The following is a 21,434-nucleotide window of genomic DNA, read 5'->3' on the forward strand; positions in this document are numbered from 1 at the left end:
CTGACATGGGTTCGCTGTGGGAGATCGAAAGCACGGGCGGCGTCCTGCACGGCCCCCTCGCGCCGCTGGTCTCCCTGCTCGAATGGGCCTCTGCGATCATCGATCTCTTCGCGATCGCGCTGCTTCTGATCGGGGCGGTGCGCTTCATCGCGGGCGTTACCGTGGCGGAACTGACGCGCGGGACGGCGCGGGTGCAGCGCACCAACCGCGAGCGGATCGAACTGGGGCGCTATATCCTGGCCGGACTGGAACTCTTCATCGTGTCGGATGTGATCCATACGGCACTGAGCCTTGCGCTGGCGGACCTGGTGTTCCTCTTGTTGCTGGTGGTGATCCGCTCGATCATCTCGTGGTTTCTGGACCGCGAACTCGCGCAATTGCGCGAAGAGCTGGAAACGTGACCGCCCTGGCGCGGAAAGGAAAGGACGGCCGCGATGCCGCGCTGGGCCTTCATGTCGCTCGCGATCCTGCCAGCTCTTGCCGCCGCGCTGGGCCTGCGTCTGGGCTGGATGACCGCAACGCTGGACGAGTCGCGGATCATCGAGCGCTATGCCCGCGTTTACGAGGCGGCCGGCGGCGCACGCGCCGATTGCCTTGCCCGGCCGGGCAAGCGCGGGTTCGAACGGCTGGTGGTGGTCTGCGTGCCCCCGGACCGGCCTGCGGCGCGTCACGTCTGGGCCGTCGGCCCCTGGGGTCAGCTTCTACGGGCGGACACGCCGCGCACCCGCGACAGCACCCCGGAGGATGCCGCCACATGACCGATTTCACCGATCTTTCCGCCCTCTACATCAACACCTCGCTGAAGCGCGAGGCGGGCGAGAGCCACACCGCGCTGCTGATGCGCGGCTCTGCCAGCATCATGGAAAAGCAGGGCGTCTCGGTCGAGCATCTGCACCTGATGGACCACACGCTCGCCTTCGGCGTCTCCTACGACATGACGGAGGAGGGCGCGCCGCGCGACGACTGGCCCGCGCTGTGGGAAAAGGTCAGGGCGGCTGACATCCTGGTGATCGGCTCGCCCATCTGGCTGGGCGAGGAAAGCTCGCTCTGCCGCGTGCTGATCGAGCGGCTCTATGCCATGTCGGGCGAGTTGAACGACAAGGGGCAGTCGACCTACTACGGCAAGACCGGCGGCGCCGTGGTCACCGGCAACGAGGACGGGGTCAAGCATGTCTCGATGACCATCGCCTATGCGCTGGCGCACCTGGGCTTCACCATCCCGCCGCAGCCAGACACGGGCTGGATCGGAGAGGCCGGGCCCGGCCCCTCCTACGGCGATCCGGTCGACGGCACGCGCGCCGGGATGGGCCACGAGTTCACCCAGCAGACGGCGACCGTCATGACCTGGAACCTCATGCACCTCGCGCGGATGCTGCGGGACGCGGGCGGCTATCCCCGCACCGGCAACGACCGCGAGGCATGGGCCCGGGGCGAACGCTTCGGCTGGGAGGATCCGCTCTGATGCTGACGCCTGCCGCGAGCCACGAGGCGCTGGTCCGGGACTTCCGCTGGGATCTGCCCGTGCGCCTCAACATGGCGCGGCAGGCGCTTGATACATGGGCGGAAAGCGCGCCCGACCGGGTCGCGGTCCTGGACCTTTCGCACGGGCGGGACGAGGTCAGCTACGGCCGCCTGCGCGAGATGGCCGATGGGCTGGCGGCGGAACTCGCGGCGCGCGGCATCGCGCCGGGCGACCGCCTGGGCGTGCTGCGCTCGCAGGATGCCTGGACGCTGGCCGCGCATCTGGCGGCGTGGAAGCTGGGGGCGATCTCCATCCCGCTTTTCAAGCTCTTCGGGCGCGATGCTCTGGTGACGCGGTTGTCGGATGCCGAGGCGAAGCTGGTGGTCGCCGATCGCGATCCGCCCGAGGCTTTGCGGGCGTGGCAGGGTGCGGTCCTGATACCGGAAGACGCCTGCCTCGCCACCGCGCCGGTCGAGGCCGCGGACACCGGCCCCGGGGATCCGGCCATCATCATCTACACCTCCGGCACCACCGGATCGCCCAAGGGCGCGCTGCACGGTCACCGGGTGCTGACCGGCCACCTGCCGGGGGTGGAGATCAGCCACGACTTCCTCGGGCAGTCGGGTGACGTGATCTGGACGCCCGCGGACTGGGCCTGGATCGGCGGGCTTTTCGACGTGGCGATGCCGGGGCTGGCGCTGGGGGTGCCGGTGGTGGCGGCGCGGCGGCCGAAGTTCACGCCCGAGGATGCCGTGAACATCATCCGCGAAGGCACTGTTCGGAATGTGTTTTTCCCGCCCACGGCGCTCAGGATGCTGAAGGCGGCCGAGGTCGCGATCCCCGGCCTGCGCTCCGTCGCCTCGGGCGGCGAGCCGCTGGGCGCGGAGATGCTGGACTGGGGGCGGCGCGCCTTCGGCCTGGCGATCAACGAGTTCTACGGCCAGACCGAGTGCAATATGGTGGCCTCGTCCTGCGGCGCGCTCTTTCCGGCGCGCCCGGGCTGCATCGGAAAGCCGGTGCCGGGGCACGAGGTTCAGGTGATCGACGAAAGCGGCGCGCCGGCCTCGGGCGAGGGCGACGTGGCGATCCGGCGCGGCTCGGCCAGCATGATGTTGCGCTACTGGAACCGCCCGGACGCCACGGCGGAGAAGTTCCGCGGCGACTGGATGCTGACCGGTGACCGGGGCACATGGGAAGAGGGCTATCTGCGGTTCCTCGGGCGCGAGGACGACGTGATCACCTCTGCCGGCTACCGCATCGGGCCCTCGGAGATCGAGGATTGCCTGATCACCCATCCGGCCGTGGCCGCGGCGGGCGTGGTGGGCAGGCCCGATCCGCTGCGCACCGAGATCGTCGTCGCCTTCGTGGTGCTGCGCGACGGTGTCGCCGGTGACGAGAGGCTCGTGCGCGAGCTTCGGGACTATTCGAAGGAACGTGTCGCAAGGCACAGTTATCCAAGGGAAATCACCTTTGTTCCCAGCCTGCCGATGACGGTCACGGGCAAGGTTCTGCGCCGCGAACTGCGCGCGTGGGCGATGGAGGAAGAGGCATGAAGATCGACTCGCGCGTGCTGACCGGCTCGGAAGACTTCCAGGCCAACCGCGCCGCGCATCTGGAGATGCTGGAAGAGATCCGGGCCGCGGCCGCGCTGGCCGCGGCGGGCGGCGGCCAGCGGGCGCGCGAGCGGCATCTGGCGCGGAACAAGATGCTGCCGCGCGAGCGGGTGGCAAACCTGCTCGACCCCGGCTCGCCCTTCCTCGAGATCGGCGCGACGGCGGCGCATGGCATGTACGAGGGTGCGGCGCCCTGCGCGGGCGTGATCGCGGGTGTCGGGCGCATCCACGGCCTCGACTGCATGGTGGTCTGCAACGACGCCACCGTGAAGGGCGGCACCTATTACCCGATGACCGTCAAGAAGCACCTGCGCGCGCAGGAGATCGCGGAAGAGAACCATCTGCCCTGCGTCTACCTGGTGGACTCGGGCGGCGCGAACCTGCCGCAACAGGACGAGGTCTTTCCCGACCGCGACCACTTCGGCCGCATCTTCTACAACCAGGCGAACATGTCGGCGAAGGGCATCCCGCAGATCGCCGTTGTCATGGGCTCCTGCACCGCGGGCGGCGCCTATGTGCCCGCGATGTCGGACGTCACCATCATCGTGCGCGAGCAGGGGACCATCTTCCTTGCCGGCCCGCCGCTGGTGAAGGCCGCAACCGGCGAGGTGGTCAGCGCCGAGGACCTGGGCGGCGGCGACGTGCACACGCGGCTCTCGGGCGTGGCCGATTACCTGGCCGAGGACGACGCGCATGCGCTGGCGCTCGCCCGCCGCGCGGTGGCGGGCCTCAACCGCCGCTCGCCCGAGACGGTGGTCTGGGCCACGCCGGAGCCACCGGCCTACGATCCCGACGAGATCCTCGGCGTCGTGCCCGCGGACCTGAAGACCCCCTACGACATCCGCGAGGTGATCGCACGGATCGTCGACGGCTCGCGCCTCGACGAGTTCAAGCCGCGCTTCGGCGAGACGCTGGTGACGGGCTTCGCCCATGTCGAGGGCTGCCCGGTCGGGATCGTGGCCAACAACGGGGTGCTTTTTTCCGAGTCCGCGCAGAAGGGCGCGCATTTCGTCGAGCTCTGCTCGCAGCGCAAGGTGCCGCTGCTCTTCCTGCAGAACATCACCGGCTTCATGGTGGGCCGGAAGTACGAGAACGAGGGCATCGCGCGGCACGGCGCGAAGATGGTCACCGCGGTCGCCACGACGCGGGTGCCGAAGGTCACGCTGCTTGTGGGCGGATCCTTCGGTGCGGGGAATTACGGCATGGCGGGAAGGGCTTACAGCCCGCGCTTCCTGTGGACATGGCCCAACAGCCGGATCAGCGTGATGGGCGGCGAACAGGCGGCGGGCGTGCTCGCCACCGTGAAGCGCGATGCGATGGAGCGCGCGGGAGAGCACTGGTCGGCCGACGACGAGGCCGAATTCAAGCGCCCCACCGTCGAGATGTTCGCGCGCCAGTCGCATCCCCTCTATGCCTCCGCGCGGCTCTGGGACGATGGCGTGGTGGACCCGCGCAAGAGCCGCGAGGTGCTGGCGCTGTCGCTGCGGGCCGCGCTCAACGCGCCCATCGAAGAGACACGCTTCGGCGTGTTCCGCATGTGAGGTGCGCGGTGGCGGGCGGAAGAGGGGGCGCTGCCCCCGTCGCGCGTGCCGCGCGACTCCCCCGGGGTATTTGGGGACCATTGAAACACGGTGACGGCACGGGGTGCCGCAGCGGCAGGAGAAGCAGAAGCGAGGAAAGGCCGTGTTCGAGAGCGTTTTGATCGCCAACCGCGGCGAGATCGCCTGTCGCGTCATCGCGACGGCGCGGGCGATGGGGATGCGGACAGTGGCCGTCTTTTCCGACGCCGACGCGGGCGCGCGGCATGTGGCCATGGCGGACCGGGCGGTGCGGATCGGGCCGCCGCCGCCGGGAGAGAGCTACCTGCGCGGGGAGGCCATCATCGCGGCGGCGCGGGCCACGGGCTGCGGGGCGATCCATCCGGGCTACGGGTTTCTCTCCGAGAACCCGGACTTCGTGGCGGCGGTCGAGGCGGCGGGCCTGACCTTCGTCGGCCCCTCGGCCGAGGCGATCCGGGCGATGGGGCTGAAGGACGCCGCGAAGGCGCTGATGGAGGCGGCGGGCGTGCCCGTTGTGCCAGGCTATCATGGCGAGAGCCAGGACGACGAGCATCTGGCAGGCGCAGCCGACGCCATCGGCTATCCTGTGCTGATCAAGGCCGTGGCGGGCGGCGGCGGCAAGGGGATGCGGCGGGTGGACCGGGCGCGGGACTTCGCCGATGCGCTGGCCTCGGCGCGCGCGGAGGCGCGCGGCGCCTTCGGCAACGACGCGGTGCTGGTCGAGAAATACGTGGCCAAGCCGCGCCACATCGAGGTGCAGGTCTTCGGCGACGGGACGCGCGCCGTCCATCTCTTCGAGCGGGACTGCTCGCTCCAGCGCCGGCATCAGAAGGTGATCGAGGAGGCCCCGGCGCCCGGCATGACCGAGGCGATGCGCGAAGCGATGGGGCAGGCCGCCGTGCGCGCGGCGGAGGCCATCGGCTATCGCGGCGCAGGCACCGTGGAGTTCATCGTGGACGCCTCCGAGGGGCTGCGGCCGGACCGCTTCTGGTTCATGGAGATGAACACGCGGCTGCAGGTCGAGCATCCGGTGACCGAGGCGGTGACCGGCGTCGATCTGGTGGAGTGGCAGTTCCGCGTGGCGGCGGGCGAGGCGCTGCCGCTGCGGCAGGAGGAGTTGCGGCTTGCCGGCCATGCCTTCGAGGCGCGGCTTTATGCCGAGGATGTGCCCAGGGGCTTCCTGCCCGCGACCGGGCGGCTTGCGCATCTGGCCTTTCCGCCGGGGGTGCGGGCGGACACCGGCGTGCGCTCGGGCGACGAGATCACGCCGCATTACGACCCGATGATCGCGAAGCTCGTGGTGCACGGGCCCACCCGCGACATCGCGCTGGGAAAGCTGCGCCGCGCGCTGGGCGAGACGCAGGTGGCCGGGACCGTCACGAACCTCGCCTTCCTCGGCGCGCTCGTGCGGCACGCGGGCTTCGCGGCGGGCGATGTGGACACCGGGCTGATCGACCGCGACCGCGAGGCGCTGGTGGCGGCGGCAGAGCCCGCGCCGGAGGTCCGGGCCGAGGCGGCGCTCGCCGCCGCGGGGCTGCTTGATGCCGCCGCGCCTGACACGGGCTTCGCGCTCTGGGCGCCGCTGCGGCGGCGGATCGGGCTGAGGCGCGGCGAGACCGAATGCGGTGTGCATGTACTCTCGGAGGGGCCGGACCGGCATGTGGTGGAACTCGACGGGCGGGAGATCGTGGCAGAGCGCCGTGACGGCGGCTGGCGCATCGGCGGCCGGCCGGCGGCCGGCGCGCATGTCGCCTCCGGGCGCGTCACGGTCTTTGCCGATCACGGGCAGGTCTTCGAGATCGCCGACCCGCTGGAGCGCGGCGCCGCGGCGCATGGCGAGGACGTGATCGAGGCGCCGATGCCGGGTCTGTTGCGCGCGGTGCTGGTCGAGGCGGGGCAGGCGGTGGAGGCCGGTCAGCGCCTTGCCGTGCTGGAGGCGATGAAGATGGAGCATGCGCTGACCGCCTGGCGGGACGGGGTGGTGGCCGAGGTTCTGGCCGCGCCCGGCGCGCAGGTCGAGGCGGGCGCGGGGCTGATCCGGCTGGAGGACCCGTCCGATGGCTGAGCGGGCGGAGATCTTCGAGGTCGGGCCGCGCGACGGGCTGCAGAACGAAACGGCACGGATCCCGCCCGAGGCCAAGATCGCGCTCGTCGACTGCCTGAGCCGCGCGGGCTTTCGCCGGATCGAGGTGGCGAGTTTCGTGAGCCCGAAGTGGGTGCCGCAGATGGCGGATTCGGGCCAGGTGCTGGCCGGCATCCGGCGGGCGCCGGGCGTCAGCTATGCGGCGCTCACGCCGAACATGACGGGGCTGGAGCGCGCCATCGCCGCGCAGGCGGACGAGATCGCGGTTTTCGGATCGGCCTCCGAGGGGTTTTCGAAGGCCAATATCAACGCGACCGTCGACGAGAGCCTCGAACGGTTCCGCCCGGTGGCGGAGGCCGCGCGGCGGATCGGGCTGCCGGTCCGCGGCTATATCTCCTGCGTGACGGACTGCCCCTATGACGGGCCGGTAGCCCCCGAGGCAGTGGCGCGGGTGGCAGCCGCGCTCGACGCGATGGGCTGTTACGAGATCAGCCTGGGCGACACGATCGGGCAGGGCACGCCCGGCCGGGTTGCGGCGATGCTGGAGGCGGTGCTGGAGATCGTGCCCGCGGACCGGCTGGCGGGCCATTTCCACGACACCTCCGGTCGCGCGCTCGACAATGTCGAGGCGGCGCTGGACAAGGGACTGCGGGTCTTCGACGCGGCCGTCGGGGGGCTGGGCGGTTGTCCCTTCGCGCCGGGCGCCGCGGGCAACGTGGCGACCGAACGGGTGGCGGAGCGGCTGGCGGCGCTGGGCTACGAGACCGGCCTCGACATGGCGGTGATCGCCGAGGCGGCGGAAATGGCCCGCGCGCTGCGGGCGGGGTGAGGCGCAAGGCGTTTGCAAACGCCTTGCAAAATTCTTTGCAAGAATTTTGGGAGCCCGGGATGACCGATTTCGAGACGATCCGCATCGCGCGCGACGGGCGCGGGGTGGCCACGCTGACGCTGACGCGGCCCGACAAGCACAACGCGATGTCGGCGCGGATGATCGCCGAACTGACGCGGGCGGCGGAGCTTCTGGGCGATGACGACAGTCTGCGCGTCGTGGTGCTGGCCGCGGAGGGCAGGAGCTTCTGCGCGGGCGGCGACCTGGAATGGATGCGGGCGCAGATGCAGGCGGATCGCGCGACGCGCATTGCCGAGGCCACGAAGCTGGCCGAGATGCTGATGGCGCTCGACAGGATGCCCAGGCCGCTGATCGGGCGGCTGCACGGCAACGCCTTCGGCGGCGGCGTGGGGCTCGCCTCGGTCTGCGACGTGGCGATCGGCGCGGAGGGGGTGAAGATGGGGCTGACCGAGACGCGGCTGGGCATCATCCCCGCCACCATCGGGCCCTATGTGGTGGCGCGCATGGGGGCTGCGCGGGCGCGGCAGGTCTTCATGTCCGCGCGGGTCTTCGGCGCGCAGGAGGCCGTGCGGCTGGGGCTGCTGGCCCGCGCGGTGCCCGAGGGCGACCTCGACGCCGCCGTGGAAGCGGAGGTTGCGCCCTATCTCGCCTGCGCGCCGGGCGCCGTCGCGGCGGCCAAGGCGCTGATCCGCACCGTCTCGCCCTCGCCCGACGCGGCGATGATCCGGGCCACCATCGAGGCGCTGGCCGACCGGTGGGAGACGGAAGAGGCCGACGAGGGCACGCGCGCCTTCTTCGAGAGGCGCGCGCCCGTCTGGGCGGGGAAAGAATGACCGCGCAGATCGCGCATCTTTACGCGCTGGGCAGCCTCGCCATCGTCTTCTTCCAGATCGCCCTGATCGCGGGCCTGCCGCTGGGGCCCTGGACGCAGGGCGGTCGACATCCGGGCGCGCTGCCGCCCAGCGGGCGGCTGATGGCGGCGGCCGCGATCCCCGTGGCGCTGTTCCAGGGCGTTGCGATCCTCTCTGCGGCAGGGTTTCCCGGGATCGGATGGCCGCGCTGGACCGGCTGGGCCGCGCTGGGCCTGAGCCTTGTCTCCGCCGTGCTGAACCAGGTGACGCCGTCGCGCCGCGAGCGCGCGGTCTGGGGACCTGTCACGATCGTGATGGCCGGTCTTGCGGGCTATGTGCTCATCGTGACGCAGGGCAGTGGCTGAGTCGGCCGCAACGCGGCTTGACGGCGGCGGCATGCCGCCGCATACACCGCCCGCCGCAGCCGCCGCAGACAGGCGTCCGCCGCGGCGCCGTGGCGTTGCCGCACCGCGGCGTCGGTTGACCGGGCCGGGGGGCAGGCATAGATCAGGAGGGAACACGCGGGCCCGGCGCGGCGCTGCGTCCCCAGGCTGCAAGGAGCCGAGGCATGGACGATCTGCTCAGGGAATACGCGCCCATCCTTCTGCTGCTGGCGGTTGCGATCGGCCTCGGGCTGATCCTGATCCTCGCGGCGGTGGTGCTGGCGGTGCGCAACCCGGATCCCGAGAAGGTTTCCGCCTATGAATGCGGCTTCAACGCCTTCGACGATGCGCGGATGAAGTTCGACGTGCGGTTCTACCTCGTATCGATCCTGTTCATCATCTTCGACCTCGAGATCGCCTTCCTGTTTCCCTGGGCGATCACCTTTTCCGAGATGTCGATGACGGCGTTCTGGTCGATGATGGCCTTTCTCGCCGTGCTGACCGCGGGTTTCGCCTATGAATGGAAGAAGGGAGCGATGGATTGGCAGTGACACCTGACAGCCAGACCGGCGCGCTCGACACCGCGGGACCCGACCCGGAGCACGCCACGCAGACGCTCAACCGCGAACTGCAGGACAAGGGCTTCCTCGTCACCACGAGCGAGGACCTGATCAACTGGGCGCGCACCGGCAGCCTGCACTGGATGACCTTCGGCCTCGCCTGCTGCGCGGTCGAGATGATGCACACCTCGATGCCGCGCTATGACGCCGAGCGCTTCGGCGTGGCGCCACGCGCCTCGCCCCGGCAGTCGGACGTGATGATCGTGGCAGGCACGCTGACCAACAAGATGGCGCCGGCGCTGCGCAAGGTCTACGACCAGATGCCCGAGCCGCGCTACGTGATCTCGATGGGCTCCTGCGCCAACGGCGGGGGCTACTACCACTACAGCTATTCCGTGGTGCGCGGCTGCGACCGGATCGTGCCGGTGGACATCTATGTGCCCGGCTGCCCGCCCACGGCCGAGGCGCTGCTCTACGGCATCCTGCAGCTTCAGCGGAAGATCCGCCGCACGGGCACCATCACGCGCTGAGAGGCCGGAGGACACGCATGACCGCAGACATTGCAACCGCCGCGCTGGAAGAGCTTGGCGCGCATATCGAGGGGCGCAGGCCCGACTGCGTCCTGTCCTGGGAGGTCGTGCGCGGCGAGCTGACCGTGTCCGTGGCGCCGGCCCGGATCGCGGGGCTGGTGGAGTTCCTGAAACAGGATGCCACCTGCGGTTTCTCGACGCTGGTGGACATCACCGCCGTCGACTGGCCGGAGCGGCCCAGGCGCTTCGACGTGGTCTATCACCTGCTCTCGATGTATCAGAACCACCGCATCCGCCTGCGCGTGGCGGTGGACGAGGAAGAGCTGGTGCCCTCGATCACGGGCGTGCACCTCTCCGCCGGCTGGTTCGAGCGCGAGGTGTTCGACATGTTCGGGATCCTGTTCTCGGGGCACCCTGACCTGCGCCGCATCCTGACCGATTACGGATTTCGAGGGCACCCGCTGCGCAAGGACTTTCCCACCACGGGGTATACGGAGGTGCGCTACGACGAGGCGGCCAAGCGCGTGGTCTACGAGCCCGTGAAGCTGGTGCAGGAGTACCGGCAGTTCGATTTCATGAGCCCTTGGGAGGGCGCACACTACGTCTTGCCGGGGGACGAGAAATCCGAAGAGGGTGGTGCAGCATGATGGGTGGCGGCTACGGCATGGGCGGCGGCGGTCTGCTCTGGCTGATCGTGATTGGCGCGCTGGTGGTGATCCCCTTCTGGCGGCTGCTGCCGCGCTTCGGTATCCCGGCGTGGGTGTCGCTCGCGGCGATCATCCCGCTGGGGGCGCTGGTCCTGCTCTGGGTCATGGCATTCAAGGACGACGGAGGCCGCGCATGAAGGATGCAGCCAGGGGCTTTCAGGACGTCGAGACCGGCGAACAGCAGATCCGCAACTTCAACATCAACTTCGGCCCGCAGCACCCGGCAGCACACGGGGTCCTGCGGCTGGTGCTGGAGCTGGACGGCGAGATCGTCGAGCGGTGCGATCCGCACATCGGGCTTTTGCACCGCGGCACCGAGAAGCTGATGGAAAGCCGCACCTATCTGCAGAACCTGCCCTATTTCGATCGCCTCGACTATGTCGCGCCGATGAACCAGGAACACGCCTGGTGTCTTGCCATCGAGAAACTCACGGGGGTGGAGGTGCCGCGCCGCGCACAGCTCATCCGCGTGCTGTTCTGCGAGATCGGACGCGTGCTGAACCACCTGCTGAACGTCACGACGCAGGCGATGGACGTGGGCGCGCTGACCCCGCCGCTCTGGGGCTTCGAAGAGCGCGAGAAGCTCATGGTCTTCTACGAGCGCGCCTGCGGGGCGCGGCTGCATGCCGCCTACTTCCGCCCCGGCGGGGTGCATCAGGACCTGCCGCCCGCGCTGCTCGACGACATCGAGGCCTGGGCGCAAGACTTCCCCGGGGTGCTCGACGACATCGACGGGCTGCTGACGGAGAACCGGATCTTCAAGCAGCGCAACGTCGATATCGGTGTCGTGACCGTCGAGGACATCCTGGACTGGGGCTTCTCGGGGCCGATGGTGCGCGGCTCGGGCCTTGCCTGGGACCTGCGGCGCGCGCAGCCCTACGAGTGTTACGACGAGTTCGAGTTCCAGATCCCCGTGGGCAAGAACGGCGACTGCTACGACCGTTACCTGGTGCGGATGGCCGAGATGCGCGAGAGCGTGAAGATCATCCATCAGGCCATCGCCAAGCTGCGCGACGAGCCGGGCGAGGTCATGGCGCGGGGCAAGATCTCGCCGCCCTCGCGGGCCGACATGAAGACCTCGATGGAGGCGCTGATCCATCACTTCAAGCTCTACACCGAGGGATTCCATGTGCCGGAGGGCGAGGTCTATGCCGCCGTCGAGGCGCCCAAGGGCGAGTTCGGCGTCTATCTCGTGGCCGACGGCACCAACCGGCCCTACCGCGCCAAGCTGCGCGCGCCGGGCTTTCTGCATCTGCAGGCGATGGATCACATCACGCAGGGCCATCAACTGGCCGACGTGGCGGCGATCATCGGCACGCTCGATGTGGTCTTCGGGGAGATCGACCGATGAAGCAGACCCTCCTCGTCCTCGCCGCGCTGCCGCTTCTGGCGGCCTGCGCCCTTCCGCCGGAGGACACGACGGAGGCGGATCGCGCGAATTTCGATGCCGCGGTCGCCAGCGTCGGCTGCACGCTGCGCGACGACTCAGACTATGCGCCCGTCGAGTTGCAGACCGGCCTCACGCGCGAGCAGATCATGGCCATCTCGGACTACCGCATCGCGCAGGAGCGCGCGGAGGCCACGCCGGAGGGCGGCGTGCGGCTGCTCACGGGCCCTTGCGCGCCGGAGGCGGAGTCCGAGCAGGCGGCGGGGACGGAGTGACGGGGATGCCTGCGGCTTTCTCTGCACCGGCTCGGGCGGTCGGTGGCGCGGATGGCTTCACCGCCGGCGAAGCGGCGGGGTCGGGCGTGCATCAGGACGTCCTAGCCTTCCATCATTCCCGCGCCCCGCGCGGCATGCCCGAAGATCGCTTGGTCCGCGAGCCGACCGAGTAGGAGACAAGATGCTTCGACGCCTCTACCACGACCAGCCCGAGAGCTTCGCCTTCACGCCCGAGAACCTCGAATGGGCGCAGGCGCAGATCACCAAGTATCCCGAAGGCCGGCAGGCCAGCGCGATCATCCCGCTTTTGTGGCGCGCGCAGGAGCAGGAGGGCTGGCTGACCCGGCCGGCGATCGAATATGTCGCCGACATGCTGGGCATGGCGCATATCCGCGCGCTGGAGGTGGCAACCTTCTACTTCATGTTCCAGTTGCAGCCGGTGGGCTCGGTCGCGCATGTGCAGGTCTGCGGCACCACCTCCTGCATGATCTGCGGGGCAGAGGATCTGATCTCCGTCTGCCGCGAAAAGATCGCGCGGCAGCCGCACGCGCTTTCGGAGGACGGCAGGTTCTCCTGGGAAGAGGTCGAGTGCCTGGGCGCCTGCGCCAACGCGCCGATGGCGCAGATCGGCAAGGATTACTACGAGGATCTGACCGCCGAGCGGCTGGGAGAGATCCTCGACGCGCTCGCCGCGGGAGAGGTGCCCGCGCCGGGGCCGCAGAACGGCCGCTACGCCTCCGAACCCGCGGGCGGGCCGACCAGCCTGACAGCCCATGCCGAGGGCAGGATGGCGCACAATGCCTCCGTCGCGCTGGCGCTGCAGAAGCAGGACACCGTCAAGCGGATCGACGGCAGCGAAGAGCCGCTGCGCACCCCGTGGCGCGATCGGTCGCACGAAAAGGGCGACGCGGAGAGCAGCCCCAAGGGCCCGGTGCTCGCCCCCGGGCGACCGGCGGACGAGACCGGCATCGACAAGCGCGAGGCCCCCGTGCTGGGCCGTGGCAAGCCGGCCACCGGCGACCCGGCGCCCGACGAAAAGCTGTCACCGCACCCGCAGACAGAGCCCGCGGCGGTGGCGCCGGGCACGAAGCCCGCGCTGCTCGACGCGCCCGAGGGCGAGGCGCCGGACGACCTGAAGCGGATCAGGGGGATCGGCCCCCAGATCGAGAAGGTGCTGCACGAACTGGGCGTGTTCCATTTCGCGCAGATCGCGTCCTGGACCGATGCGGAGGTCGCCTGGGTCGACTATCACCTCGAAGGTTTTCAGGGCCGCGTGATGCGCGACGCGTGGATCGAACAGGCGCGCCGTCTGGCCGCAGGGGGCGAGACGGAGGTCTCGGCCCGTGTTAAGAAGGGTGATGTTAACTGAGACTGCCCGACGAAAGCACCTGAGGGGGACACGACATGGCGCAGACCGACAAGGATGACACCTGTGTGATCGTATGCTGGGGGCTTGCCGGCCTCAGCGGCCTTGGCCTCGTGATCATACTGACCCAGGCGATCTGGTTCCTGGTTGCCCTGGCGATCGGCGTGGGCTTCGCGGTCTGGTTCGGTCTGCTGTTGCAGAAGAACATCTGCGGCGTGTTCACCGCCCCTTGGGAAGGTCAGTCGCTGGGCGAGCTGACCGGGATGGAGAAGCTCTCGCCGCAGCGAAAGCGCGAACTCGGACTGGTCGAGGATGCGCCGCCGCCCGCACCCGCGCCGAAGAGCGCGGCTCCGGCCCCCGCTCCCGCGCCAAGGCCCACCCCCGCGGCCAGGGCAGAGGCTGCGCCGGAACCGGCCGAGACCACGTCGGAGACCGCCCCCGACAAGGCGGCCCCGACGGCCGGGCTGTCCGACAATCCGGGCACGAAGCCCCTGGCGCTGGAGAAGCCGCGCGGTCACGGGCCGGACGATCTGAAGAAGATCAAGGGCGTCGGCCCCAAGCTGGAAAAGCTGCTGCACAGCCTTGGTTTCTACCACTTCGATCAGATCGCCGGATGGACTTCCGACGAGGTGGCCTGGGTCGACGCGAACCTTGAAGGCTTCAAGGGGCGGGTCACGCGCGACGACTGGGTCGCGCAGGCCAAGATCCTCGCCGCGGGCGGCGAGACCGAGTTCAGCAAGCGCAACTAGCGCCACGGAGGGTCGATGCCCGAGCGCCGGGAGCCCAGCGAGCATGACCGCAGGATCGCACGGCAGGGCCGCGTGATCGCGCTGGTGGTGGCGGGCGCGGGACTTGCGGCGATCCTTGCGCCGTGGATCACGGCATCCCTCGGCCTCGCCGTTCGCTACGAGATGCTGATCTATCTTGCCGCGATGGGCGCCTTTCTCTGGGCGCTGATCGCGGCGATCGGGCTCTGGCGCCAGCGCACCCGCTGAGGCGCCGGACGGAAAGGAACGGGAATGCTCAAGGACGAAGACCGCATCTTCACCAATCTCTACGGGATGCACGACCGCTCGCTTGCCGGAGCGAAGGCGCGCGGGCACTGGGACGGCACGGCCGGGATCATCAAGCGCGGCCGCGACGCGATCATCGACGAGATGAAGAAGTCCGGCCTGCGCGGCCGCGGCGGCGCGGGCTTTCCCACCGGGCTCAAGTGGTCCTTCATGCCCAAGGAGTCCGACGGGCGGCCCGCCTACCTGGTGGTGAACGCCGACGAGTCCGAGCCGGGCACCTGCAAGGATCGCGAGATCATGCGCCACGATCCGCACACGCTGATCGAGGGCTGCCTGATCGCCTCCTTCGCGATGAACGCGCATACCTGCTACATCTACATCCGCGGCGAATACATCCGCGAGCGCGAGGCGCTGCAGGCCGCCATCGACGAGGCTTACGAGGCGGGGCTTCTGGGCCGCGACGCCGCCGGATCGGGCTGGGACTTCGACCTCTACCTGCACCACGGCGCGGGCGCCTACATCTGCGGCGAGGAAACGGCGCTTCTGGAGTCCCTCGAGGGCAAGAAGGGGATGCCGCGCATGAAGCCCCCGTTCCCGGCGGGCGCGGGGCTTTACGGTTGCCCCACCACGGTGAACAACGTGGAAAGCATCGCGGTGGTGCCCACCATCCTGCGCCGCGGTGCGGACTGGTTCTCGGGCTTCGGGCGGCCCAACAACACCGGCACCAAGATCTTCGCCGTCTCGGGGCACGTGAACCACCCCTGCGTGGTCGAGGAAGAGATGTCGATCCCCTTCGAGGAGCTGATCGAGCGTCACTGCGGCGGCATCCGCGGCGGCTGGAAGAACCTCAAGGCGGTGATCCCCGGCGGCTCCTCGGTGCCGCTGCTGCCCGGCTCCGTGATGCGCGAGGGCATCATGGATTTCGACTGGCTGCGCGAGAACCGCTCGGGCCTGGGCACCGCGGCGGTCATCGTGATGGACCAGTCCACCGACATCATCAAGGCGATCTGGCGGCTGTCGAAGTTCTACAAGCACGAAAGCTGCGGCCAGTGCACCCCCTGCCGCGAGGGCGCGGGCTGGATGATGCGGGTGATGGAGCGGCTGGTGACCGGCGAGGCCGAGGTCGCGGAAATCGACATGCTGCTCGACGTGACCAAGCAGGTCGAGGGGCACACGATCTGCGCGCTTGGCGACGCCGCCGCCTGGCCGATACAGGGCCTCGTGCGCCACTTCCGCGACGAGATCGAGGACCGGATCAAGGCGCAGAAGTCCGGCCGCGTCAGCGCCGTGGCGGCGGAGTAGGGGAGCGCGATGACCGCCCGCCATCCTGCCCTGCCCGACGTGGGCCGCCTGCTGGCACAACCCGTCGGCGGAGTGACAGCATGAAGAAATACCGCTTCGAGGAAGGCGCCGACGTCACCGCCGATATCCGCGAAAAATATGCCTACGACGGCGACCTGCTGGCGATCTATTCCGGCAACGAAGGGCCGGAGGTGCACAAGTGGCACCACTACATTCCCCTCTACGAACGCTACTTCGCGCCGTTCCGCGGCACCGGGGTGCGGTTTCTGGAAATCGGCGTGGCGAAGGGCGGCAGCCTGCAGATGTGGCGGCGCTGGCTGGGCGGGGAGGCGGTGATCTTCGGCATCGACGTGAACCCCGACTGCGCGCGTTTCGACGGGCAGGCGGGGCAGGTGCGGATCGGCTCGCAGACCGACACCGCATTCCTCGATTTCGTGGTGGACGAGATGGGCGGGCTCGACCTGGTGCTCGACGACGGCAGCCATCGCATGGGCCATGTGCGCAAGAGCTTCGAGCATCTCTTTCCGAAACTGGCGCCGGGCGGCGTCTACATGATCGAGGATCTCCACACCGCCTACTGGCCGAAGTTCGGCGGCGGATACGGCGCGCGGGCCAACTTCTTCCGATACATGGCCAAGGTGGCGGACGACATGCATCACTGGTATCACGACCGCGGCGAGCGGCGCGAGGGTCTGGGCGCGCAGGTGTCGGGGATGCATATCCACGATTCCATCGCCGTGTTCGAAAAGGGGCCGGTGCACCGGCCCGTGCATTCGAGGGTGGGCGCATGAGCGGTCCGTTTCGCGTGGTCGCGCTTGGCGCGGCGCTTCTGGCCGCCGGCTGCGGCGGGCGCTCGGAGATCGCGTTCGACGGAGAGGCCTATCGCGCGAACGCCGCACAGGGAGAGACGCGGCAGGATTTCACCGTCTCCGTCCGGCCGGTGAGCGCGGGCCTGCAGGGCGCGCGTCTGGCCGGCGCGCACGAGGCGAAGCGCTATTGCATCGTGAACTACGGAAGCTCGCGGATCGCCTGGACCGTCGGCCCCGAGACGGAGGCGTCGGGGCTGCCGGTTGAAGGCGACACGCTGACGCTTGCAGGGACGTGCGATCCGCTGTGACGGGCGGGCGTGCAGTCCTCGGCGCGCTGGCGCTGCTGGCGGCGCAGCCGGTCGCGGCCGACCGCCCGCCGCTCAGCGAAGTGCGCGAGATCGACGGCGCGCTGCTTGCCGTGGCGATCGCAAACGAGGTGCGCCAGCGCTGCGACGACATCGAGCCGCGGATGATCCGCGCCCTCGGCACGCTGAACCGCCTCAAGGCGAAGGCGCGCGCGCTGGGCTATGGCGAGGACGAGATCGAGGACTATGTGACAAGCGAGGCCGAGAAGGCGCGGATGCGCCGGCTGGGTGAGGTCTATGTCCGCCAGCAGGGTGCCGATCCCGCCGTGACCGCCGAGCTTTGCGCCTTCGGGCGCGCCGAGATTGCAAGCAGCACCGCCGTGGGCCGGCTGCTCAGAGAGAAGTGAGATCATGACCGAACTGCGCAAGATCGTCATCGACGGCCGGGAGATCGAGGTCGATCCCTCCATGACCCTGATCCAGGCCTGCGAGGAGGCGGGCATCGAGATCCCGCGCTTCTGCTACCACGAGCGTCTGTCGATCGCGGGCAACTGCCGCATGTGCCTGGTCGAGGTGGTGGGCGGGCCGCCGAAACCGGCGGCAAGCTGCGCGATGCAGGTGCGCGACCTGCGCCCCGGCCCCGAGGGCCAGCCGCCGCAGGTCAGGACCAACTCGCCCATGGTCAAGAAGGCCCGCGAGGGGGTGATGGAGTTCCTGCTCATCAACCACCCGCTCGACTGCCCGATCTGCGACCAGGGCGGCGAATGCGACCTGCAGGATCAGGCGATGGCCTACGGGGTGGATTTCTCCCGCTACCGCGAGCCCAAGCGCGCGGTCGAGGATCTGGATCTAGGCCCGCTCGTCGAGACGCACATGACGCGCTGCATCTCCTGCACGCGCTGCGTGCGTTTCATCACCGAGGTGGCGGGCATGCCCGAGCTGGGCCAGACCGGCCGGGGCGAGGATGCCGAGATCACCAGCTACCTGGGCCAGACGCTCGATTCCGAGATGCAGGGCAACATCATCGACCTTTGCCCGGTCGGCGCGCTGGTCTCCAAGCCCTACGCCTTCACCGCGCGGCCCTGGGAACTGACCAAGACCGAGACGATCGACGTGATGGACGCGATGTGCGCCTCGATCCGCGTGGACACCAAGGGGCGCGAGGTGATGCGGATGCTGCCCCGCAACCACGACGGCGTGAACGAGGAGTGGATCAGCGACAAGACGCGTTTCGTCTGGGACGGGCTGCGCCGCCAGCGCCTCGACCGGCCCTACATCCGCGAAAACGGCAAGCTGCGGCCTGCCGGCTGGGACGAGGCGCTGAAACTCGCGGGCGACAAACTGAAGGGCGCGAGGCGGCCCGCGGGTCTGGTGGGCGATCTTGCCCCGGTCGAGGCGGCCTTCGCCCTGCGGCAGCTGATGCAGGCCCTGGGCGGCGTGGCCGAATGCCGCGTCGATGGCGCGAAGCTGCCGGCGGGCAACCGGGCGGGCTATGCCGGCACGGCGGCGATCGAGGATATCGACGCGGCGCGCCGCATCCTGCTGATCGGGACCGACCCGCGCGGCGAGGCGCCGGTGCTCAACGCGCGCATCCGCAAGGCCTGGACCCGCGGCGCGGAGGTCAGCCTTGTCGGCGCGGCGGTGGACCTGACCTATGACTACCACCACCTCGGCCATGGGGGCGCCGATCTGGCCCGCGTGGCGGAGGAGGGCGGCAACTGGCCCGGCCCCGCGGATGGCCCCGCGCTGGTGATCGTGGGGCAGGCGGCGCTGCGCCGCGCGGATGGTGCGGCGGTGCTGGCGGCCGCCATGCGGATCGCCGAGGCCGCCGGCGCGGGCCTGCTGATCCTGCACACCGCGGCGGGGCGCGTGGGCGCGATGGATGCCGGCGCCAACTGCGAGGGCGGCATCGAGGAGGCGCTGAGCTCGGACGTGATCTGGGCGCTGGGCGTGGACGAGACCGAGATCCCCGATGGCCCCTTCGTGATCTATCAGGGCAGCCACGGCGACCGCGGTGCGCATCGGGCCGACCTGATCCTGCCCGGCGCGGCCTGGACCGAGGAACAGGGGCTCTTCGTGAACACCGAGGGGCGTCCGCAACTGGCCCTGCGCGCGGGCTTCCCGCCGGGCGAAGCCAAGGAGAACTGGGCGATCCTGCGCGCCGTCTCGGCCGAGGCGGGGGCGCAGCTTCCCTACGATTCGATGGCGCAACTGCGCCAGCAGCTCGTGCGCGAGGCGCCGGTTCTCGCGGAAATCGACAGCGTCGCGGAAAACGACTGGCAACCGCTGCCACCGGGGGAGATGTCCGATGCACCTTTCGGCCGCGCGGTGCGGGACTTCTACCTGACCAACCCGATCGCGCGGGCAAGCGAGGTGATGGCCGAGCTGTCCGCGGGGGCGCAGGCGCGCGCGGCGGAGAAGATCGCGGCGCAATGATCCGGACCGCAGGGGCGCTGGGGCTGGCCGCGCTGCTTGCGGCGGGCTGCGCCGAGGAGCAGCCGGCGCAGCCTGCGGCGCTCGCCCCGGCCCGGCCGGCAGAGGAGTATCTGGGCGTGGACACCCGCCTTCTGGACAACGACCTGGTGAACCTGCACGTCACGCTGGCGGGCGCGGCGACCCCGCAGGAGATGCGGGCCTACGCCGATTGCGCCGCGGCGCAGTACGCGCTGATCCGCGGCTATGGCTTCGCCCGTCACGTCAGGACGAATCTGGGCGAAGAGGGTGGCAACTCGACCGCGGATGCGGTTTACACCATTTCGCCCGGCCTGCCCCGGGGCTTCGCCACGCTCGACGCGGAAATGGTCGTCGCCGACTGCGCCGCGCGCGGAATACCGACGGTATGAGGGACTGATGGACGCCTTCTTCGCCACGCCTCTGGGCACCTTCCTGATCGTGCTGGCGCAGTGCCTCTCGGTCGTCGCCTTCGTGATGATCTCGCTGCTGTTCCTGGTCTACGCCGACCGCAAGGTCTGGGCGGCCGTGCAGATGCGGCGCGGGCCCAACGTGGTGGGCGCCTTCGGCCTGCTGCAGACGGTGGCCGACGCGCTGAAATTCGTGCTGAAGGAGGTGGTCGTGCCCGCCGGCGCCGATCGTCCGGTCTTCATCATGGCGCCGATGACCAGCTTCGTCCTCGCGGTGCTGGCCTGGGCGGTGATCCCGTTCAACGACAGCTGGGTGCTGGCCGACATCAACGTGGCCATCCTCTACGTCTTCGCCATGTCCTCGCTCGAGGTCTACGGCGTGATCATGGGCGGCTGGGCCTCGAACTCGAAATATCCCTTCCTGGGGAGCCTGCGTTCGGCTGCGCAGATGATCTCCTACGAGGTCTCGATCGGCCTCGTGATCATCGGGGTCATCATCTCGACCGGCTCGATGAACTTCGGCCAGATCGTCGGCGCGCAGGACAGCGACTGGCACTTCTTCGGCTGGTACTGGCTGCCGCACCTGCCCATGGTGCTGCTGTTCTTCATCTCGGCCCTGGCCGAGACGAACCGCCCGCCCTTCGACCTGCCCGAGGCGGAGTCCGAACTGGTGGCGGGCTACCAGGTGGAGTATTCCTCCACCCCCTTCCTGCTCTTCATGGCGGGCGAATACATCGCCATCTTCCTGATGTGCGCGCTGATGAGCCTGCTGTTCTTCGGCGGCTGGCTCTCGCCCATCCCCGGCCTGCCGGACGGCGCGCTCTGGATGGTGGCGAAGATGGCGTTCTTCTTCTTCCTCTTCGCCATGGTGAAGGCGGTGACGCCGCGCTACCGCTACGATCAGCTGATGCGGCTGGGCTGGAAGGTGTTCCTGCCGATGAGCCTGATCTGGGTGGTCTTCGTGGCCTTCGCCGCGAAATTCGAATGGTTCTGGGGCATCTATGCCCGCTGGTCCATGGGAGGCTGACATGCAGGAACTCAAGACCGCGATCCTCAACGCCCGCTATATCGACATGATGGAGCTCGCCGCCACCGCGGCCGAAGCTGCCGATCAGACCACGGAGAGGGACAATCAACTGGCCGGCCCGCGCGCGCAGGCCATCGCCGCCGCGATCTTTCGCTGGGCCGCCGACGAGATCGACGGAGAACAACGATGACCCGGATCGACTACAACCGCGCCGCGAAGTATTTCCTGCTTGCCGACTTCGTGCATGGCATGAAGCTGGGGCTGAAATATTTCTTCGCCCCCAAGGCCACCGTGAACTATCCGCACGAGAAGGGGCCGCTTTCGCCCCGCTTCCGCGGCGAGCACGCGCTCAGGCGCTATCCCAACGGCGAGGAACGCTGCATCGCCTGCAAGCTCTGCGAGGCGATCTGCCCCGCGCAGGCGATCACCATCGACGCCGAGCCGCGCGAGGACGGCTCGCGCCGCACCACGCGCTACGACATCGACATGAC

Annotated in this window: 27 protein-coding genes; all 27 read left to right on the forward strand. The window is 69.4% G+C overall.

What is annotated here, in order from left to right; genetic code table 11:
* Window positions 1-401: DUF1622 domain-containing protein (locus ACLFOB_RS07675; RefSeq protein WP_410925698.1), on the forward strand; the 401-nt coding region annotated here is incomplete at its 5' end.
* A gap of 33 nt (window positions 402-434) precedes the next feature.
* Window positions 435-758, forward strand: a complete 324-nt coding sequence (locus ACLFOB_RS07680; protein WP_410925699.1) for a hypothetical protein — start codon at window positions 435-437, stop codon at window positions 756-758.
* Entirely contained in the window at window positions 755-1,462 is a 708-nt protein-coding gene (locus tag ACLFOB_RS07685) for a flavodoxin family protein (protein ID WP_410925700.1), read from the forward strand. Before ACLFOB_RS07680 ends, ACLFOB_RS07685 begins: the two co-directional genes overlap by 4 nt.
* On the forward strand, window positions 1,462-3,015 hold the full coding sequence (locus tag ACLFOB_RS07690) for an AMP-binding protein (RefSeq protein ID WP_410925701.1): 1,554 nt from the start codon (window positions 1,462-1,464) through the stop codon (window positions 3,013-3,015). The genes ACLFOB_RS07685 and ACLFOB_RS07690 overlap by 1 nt, the downstream gene beginning before the upstream one ends.
* Window positions 3,012-4,616 (forward strand): carboxyl transferase domain-containing protein, encoded by a 1,605-nt coding sequence (locus tag ACLFOB_RS07695; protein ID WP_410925702.1) that lies wholly within the window; start codon window positions 3,012-3,014, stop codon window positions 4,614-4,616. Before ACLFOB_RS07690 ends, ACLFOB_RS07695 begins: the two co-directional genes overlap by 4 nt.
* Window positions 4,617-4,758: 142 nt before the next feature.
* On the forward strand, window positions 4,759-6,699 hold the full coding sequence (locus tag ACLFOB_RS07700; RefSeq protein ID WP_410916522.1) for a biotin carboxylase N-terminal domain-containing protein: 1,941 nt from the start codon (window positions 4,759-4,761) through the stop codon (window positions 6,697-6,699).
* A complete protein-coding gene (locus ACLFOB_RS07705; RefSeq protein ID WP_410916523.1) occupies window positions 6,692-7,546 on the forward strand; it encodes a hydroxymethylglutaryl-CoA lyase in 855 nt (284 codons plus the stop codon). Before ACLFOB_RS07700 ends, ACLFOB_RS07705 begins: the two co-directional genes overlap by 8 nt.
* Window positions 7,547-7,605: 59 nt before the next feature.
* Window positions 7,606-8,400, forward strand: coding sequence for a crotonase/enoyl-CoA hydratase family protein (locus ACLFOB_RS07710; RefSeq protein ID WP_410916524.1), 795 nt, complete (start codon window positions 7,606-7,608; stop codon window positions 8,398-8,400).
* Window positions 8,397-8,783: a hypothetical protein gene (locus ACLFOB_RS07715; protein WP_410925703.1), complete on the forward strand. Its 387-nt coding sequence runs from the start codon at window positions 8,397-8,399 to the stop codon at window positions 8,781-8,783. Before ACLFOB_RS07710 ends, ACLFOB_RS07715 begins: the two co-directional genes overlap by 4 nt.
* A gap of 203 nt (window positions 8,784-8,986) precedes the next feature.
* Window positions 8,987-9,352: an NADH-quinone oxidoreductase subunit A gene (locus tag ACLFOB_RS07720; protein WP_410916526.1), complete on the forward strand. Its 366-nt coding sequence runs from the start codon at window positions 8,987-8,989 to the stop codon at window positions 9,350-9,352.
* Window positions 9,322-9,891 (forward strand): NuoB/complex I 20 kDa subunit family protein, encoded by a 570-nt coding sequence (locus ACLFOB_RS07725; protein ID WP_410916527.1) that lies wholly within the window; start codon window positions 9,322-9,324, stop codon window positions 9,889-9,891. Before ACLFOB_RS07720 ends, ACLFOB_RS07725 begins: the two co-directional genes overlap by 31 nt.
* Before the next feature lie 17 nt (window positions 9,892-9,908).
* Window positions 9,909-10,538, forward strand: coding sequence for an NADH-quinone oxidoreductase subunit C (locus ACLFOB_RS07730; RefSeq protein WP_410925704.1), 630 nt, complete (start codon window positions 9,909-9,911; stop codon window positions 10,536-10,538).
* Window positions 10,535-10,735 carry a hypothetical protein gene (locus ACLFOB_RS07735; protein WP_410916529.1) on the forward strand — a complete coding sequence of 67 codons (201 nt, stop codon included), beginning with the start codon at window positions 10,535-10,537 and terminating at the stop codon, window positions 10,733-10,735. The genes ACLFOB_RS07730 and ACLFOB_RS07735 overlap by 4 nt, the downstream gene beginning before the upstream one ends.
* Window positions 10,732-11,949, forward strand: coding sequence for an NADH-quinone oxidoreductase subunit D (locus tag ACLFOB_RS07740; RefSeq protein WP_410916530.1), 1,218 nt, complete (start codon window positions 10,732-10,734; stop codon window positions 11,947-11,949). The genes ACLFOB_RS07735 and ACLFOB_RS07740 overlap by 4 nt, the downstream gene beginning before the upstream one ends.
* Window positions 11,946-12,260 (forward strand): hypothetical protein, encoded by a 315-nt coding sequence (locus ACLFOB_RS07745; RefSeq protein WP_410925705.1) that lies wholly within the window; start codon window positions 11,946-11,948, stop codon window positions 12,258-12,260. The genes ACLFOB_RS07740 and ACLFOB_RS07745 overlap by 4 nt, the downstream gene beginning before the upstream one ends.
* 181 nt (window positions 12,261-12,441) lie before the next feature.
* A complete protein-coding gene (locus tag ACLFOB_RS07750) occupies window positions 12,442-13,629 on the forward strand; it encodes an NADH-quinone oxidoreductase subunit E (protein ID WP_410916532.1) in 1,188 nt (395 codons plus the stop codon).
* Window positions 13,630-13,664: 35 nt separating this feature from the next.
* On the forward strand, window positions 13,665-14,375 hold the full coding sequence (locus tag ACLFOB_RS07755; RefSeq protein ID WP_410925706.1) for an NADH:ubiquinone oxidoreductase: 711 nt from the start codon (window positions 13,665-13,667) through the stop codon (window positions 14,373-14,375).
* Window positions 14,376-14,390: 15 nt separating this feature from the next.
* Window positions 14,391-14,621: a DUF5337 family protein gene (locus tag ACLFOB_RS07760; protein WP_410925707.1), complete on the forward strand. Its 231-nt coding sequence runs from the start codon at window positions 14,391-14,393 to the stop codon at window positions 14,619-14,621.
* 24 nt (window positions 14,622-14,645) lie between these two features.
* A complete protein-coding gene (gene nuoF, locus ACLFOB_RS07765; protein ID WP_410925708.1) occupies window positions 14,646-15,941 on the forward strand; it encodes an NADH-quinone oxidoreductase subunit NuoF in 1,296 nt (431 codons plus the stop codon).
* Window positions 15,942-16,021: 80 nt separating this feature from the next.
* Window positions 16,022-16,732: a class I SAM-dependent methyltransferase gene (locus ACLFOB_RS07770; RefSeq protein WP_410925709.1), complete on the forward strand. Its 711-nt coding sequence runs from the start codon at window positions 16,022-16,024 to the stop codon at window positions 16,730-16,732.
* On the forward strand, window positions 16,729-17,058 hold the full coding sequence (locus ACLFOB_RS07775; protein WP_410918292.1) for a hypothetical protein: 330 nt from the start codon (window positions 16,729-16,731) through the stop codon (window positions 17,056-17,058). The genes ACLFOB_RS07770 and ACLFOB_RS07775 overlap by 4 nt, the downstream gene beginning before the upstream one ends.
* Window positions 17,055-17,462, forward strand: a complete 408-nt coding sequence (locus tag ACLFOB_RS07780) for a DUF5333 domain-containing protein (protein WP_410925710.1) — start codon at window positions 17,055-17,057, stop codon at window positions 17,460-17,462. Before ACLFOB_RS07775 ends, ACLFOB_RS07780 begins: the two co-directional genes overlap by 4 nt.
* Window positions 17,463-17,466: 4 nt before the next feature.
* Window positions 17,467-19,491 (forward strand): NADH-quinone oxidoreductase subunit NuoG, encoded by a 2,025-nt coding sequence (nuoG, locus tag ACLFOB_RS07785; RefSeq protein WP_410925711.1) that lies wholly within the window; start codon window positions 17,467-17,469, stop codon window positions 19,489-19,491.
* Window positions 19,488-19,898: a hypothetical protein gene (locus tag ACLFOB_RS07790; RefSeq protein ID WP_410918425.1), complete on the forward strand. Its 411-nt coding sequence runs from the start codon at window positions 19,488-19,490 to the stop codon at window positions 19,896-19,898. The genes nuoG and ACLFOB_RS07790 overlap by 4 nt, the downstream gene beginning before the upstream one ends.
* A gap of 7 nt (window positions 19,899-19,905) precedes the next feature.
* Complete coding sequence (gene nuoH / locus ACLFOB_RS07795) at window positions 19,906-20,943, forward strand: NADH-quinone oxidoreductase subunit NuoH (RefSeq protein ID WP_410918424.1); 1,038 nt, start codon at window positions 19,906-19,908, stop codon at window positions 20,941-20,943.
* A 1-nt stretch (window position 20,944) separates the two neighbouring features.
* Window positions 20,945-21,133: a hypothetical protein gene (locus tag ACLFOB_RS07800; RefSeq protein ID WP_410918423.1), complete on the forward strand. Its 189-nt coding sequence runs from the start codon at window positions 20,945-20,947 to the stop codon at window positions 21,131-21,133.
* Window positions 21,130-21,434 (forward strand): NADH-quinone oxidoreductase subunit NuoI (nuoI, locus tag ACLFOB_RS07805; RefSeq protein ID WP_410925712.1); only part of this gene is annotated, 305 nt, incomplete at its 3' end. The genes ACLFOB_RS07800 and nuoI, both read left to right, overlap by 4 nt.

It is taken from the genome of Rhodosalinus sp., from assembly GCF_046542825.1.
In the GTDB taxonomy this organism is placed as follows: domain Bacteria; phylum Pseudomonadota; class Alphaproteobacteria; order Rhodobacterales; family Rhodobacteraceae; genus Rhodosalinus.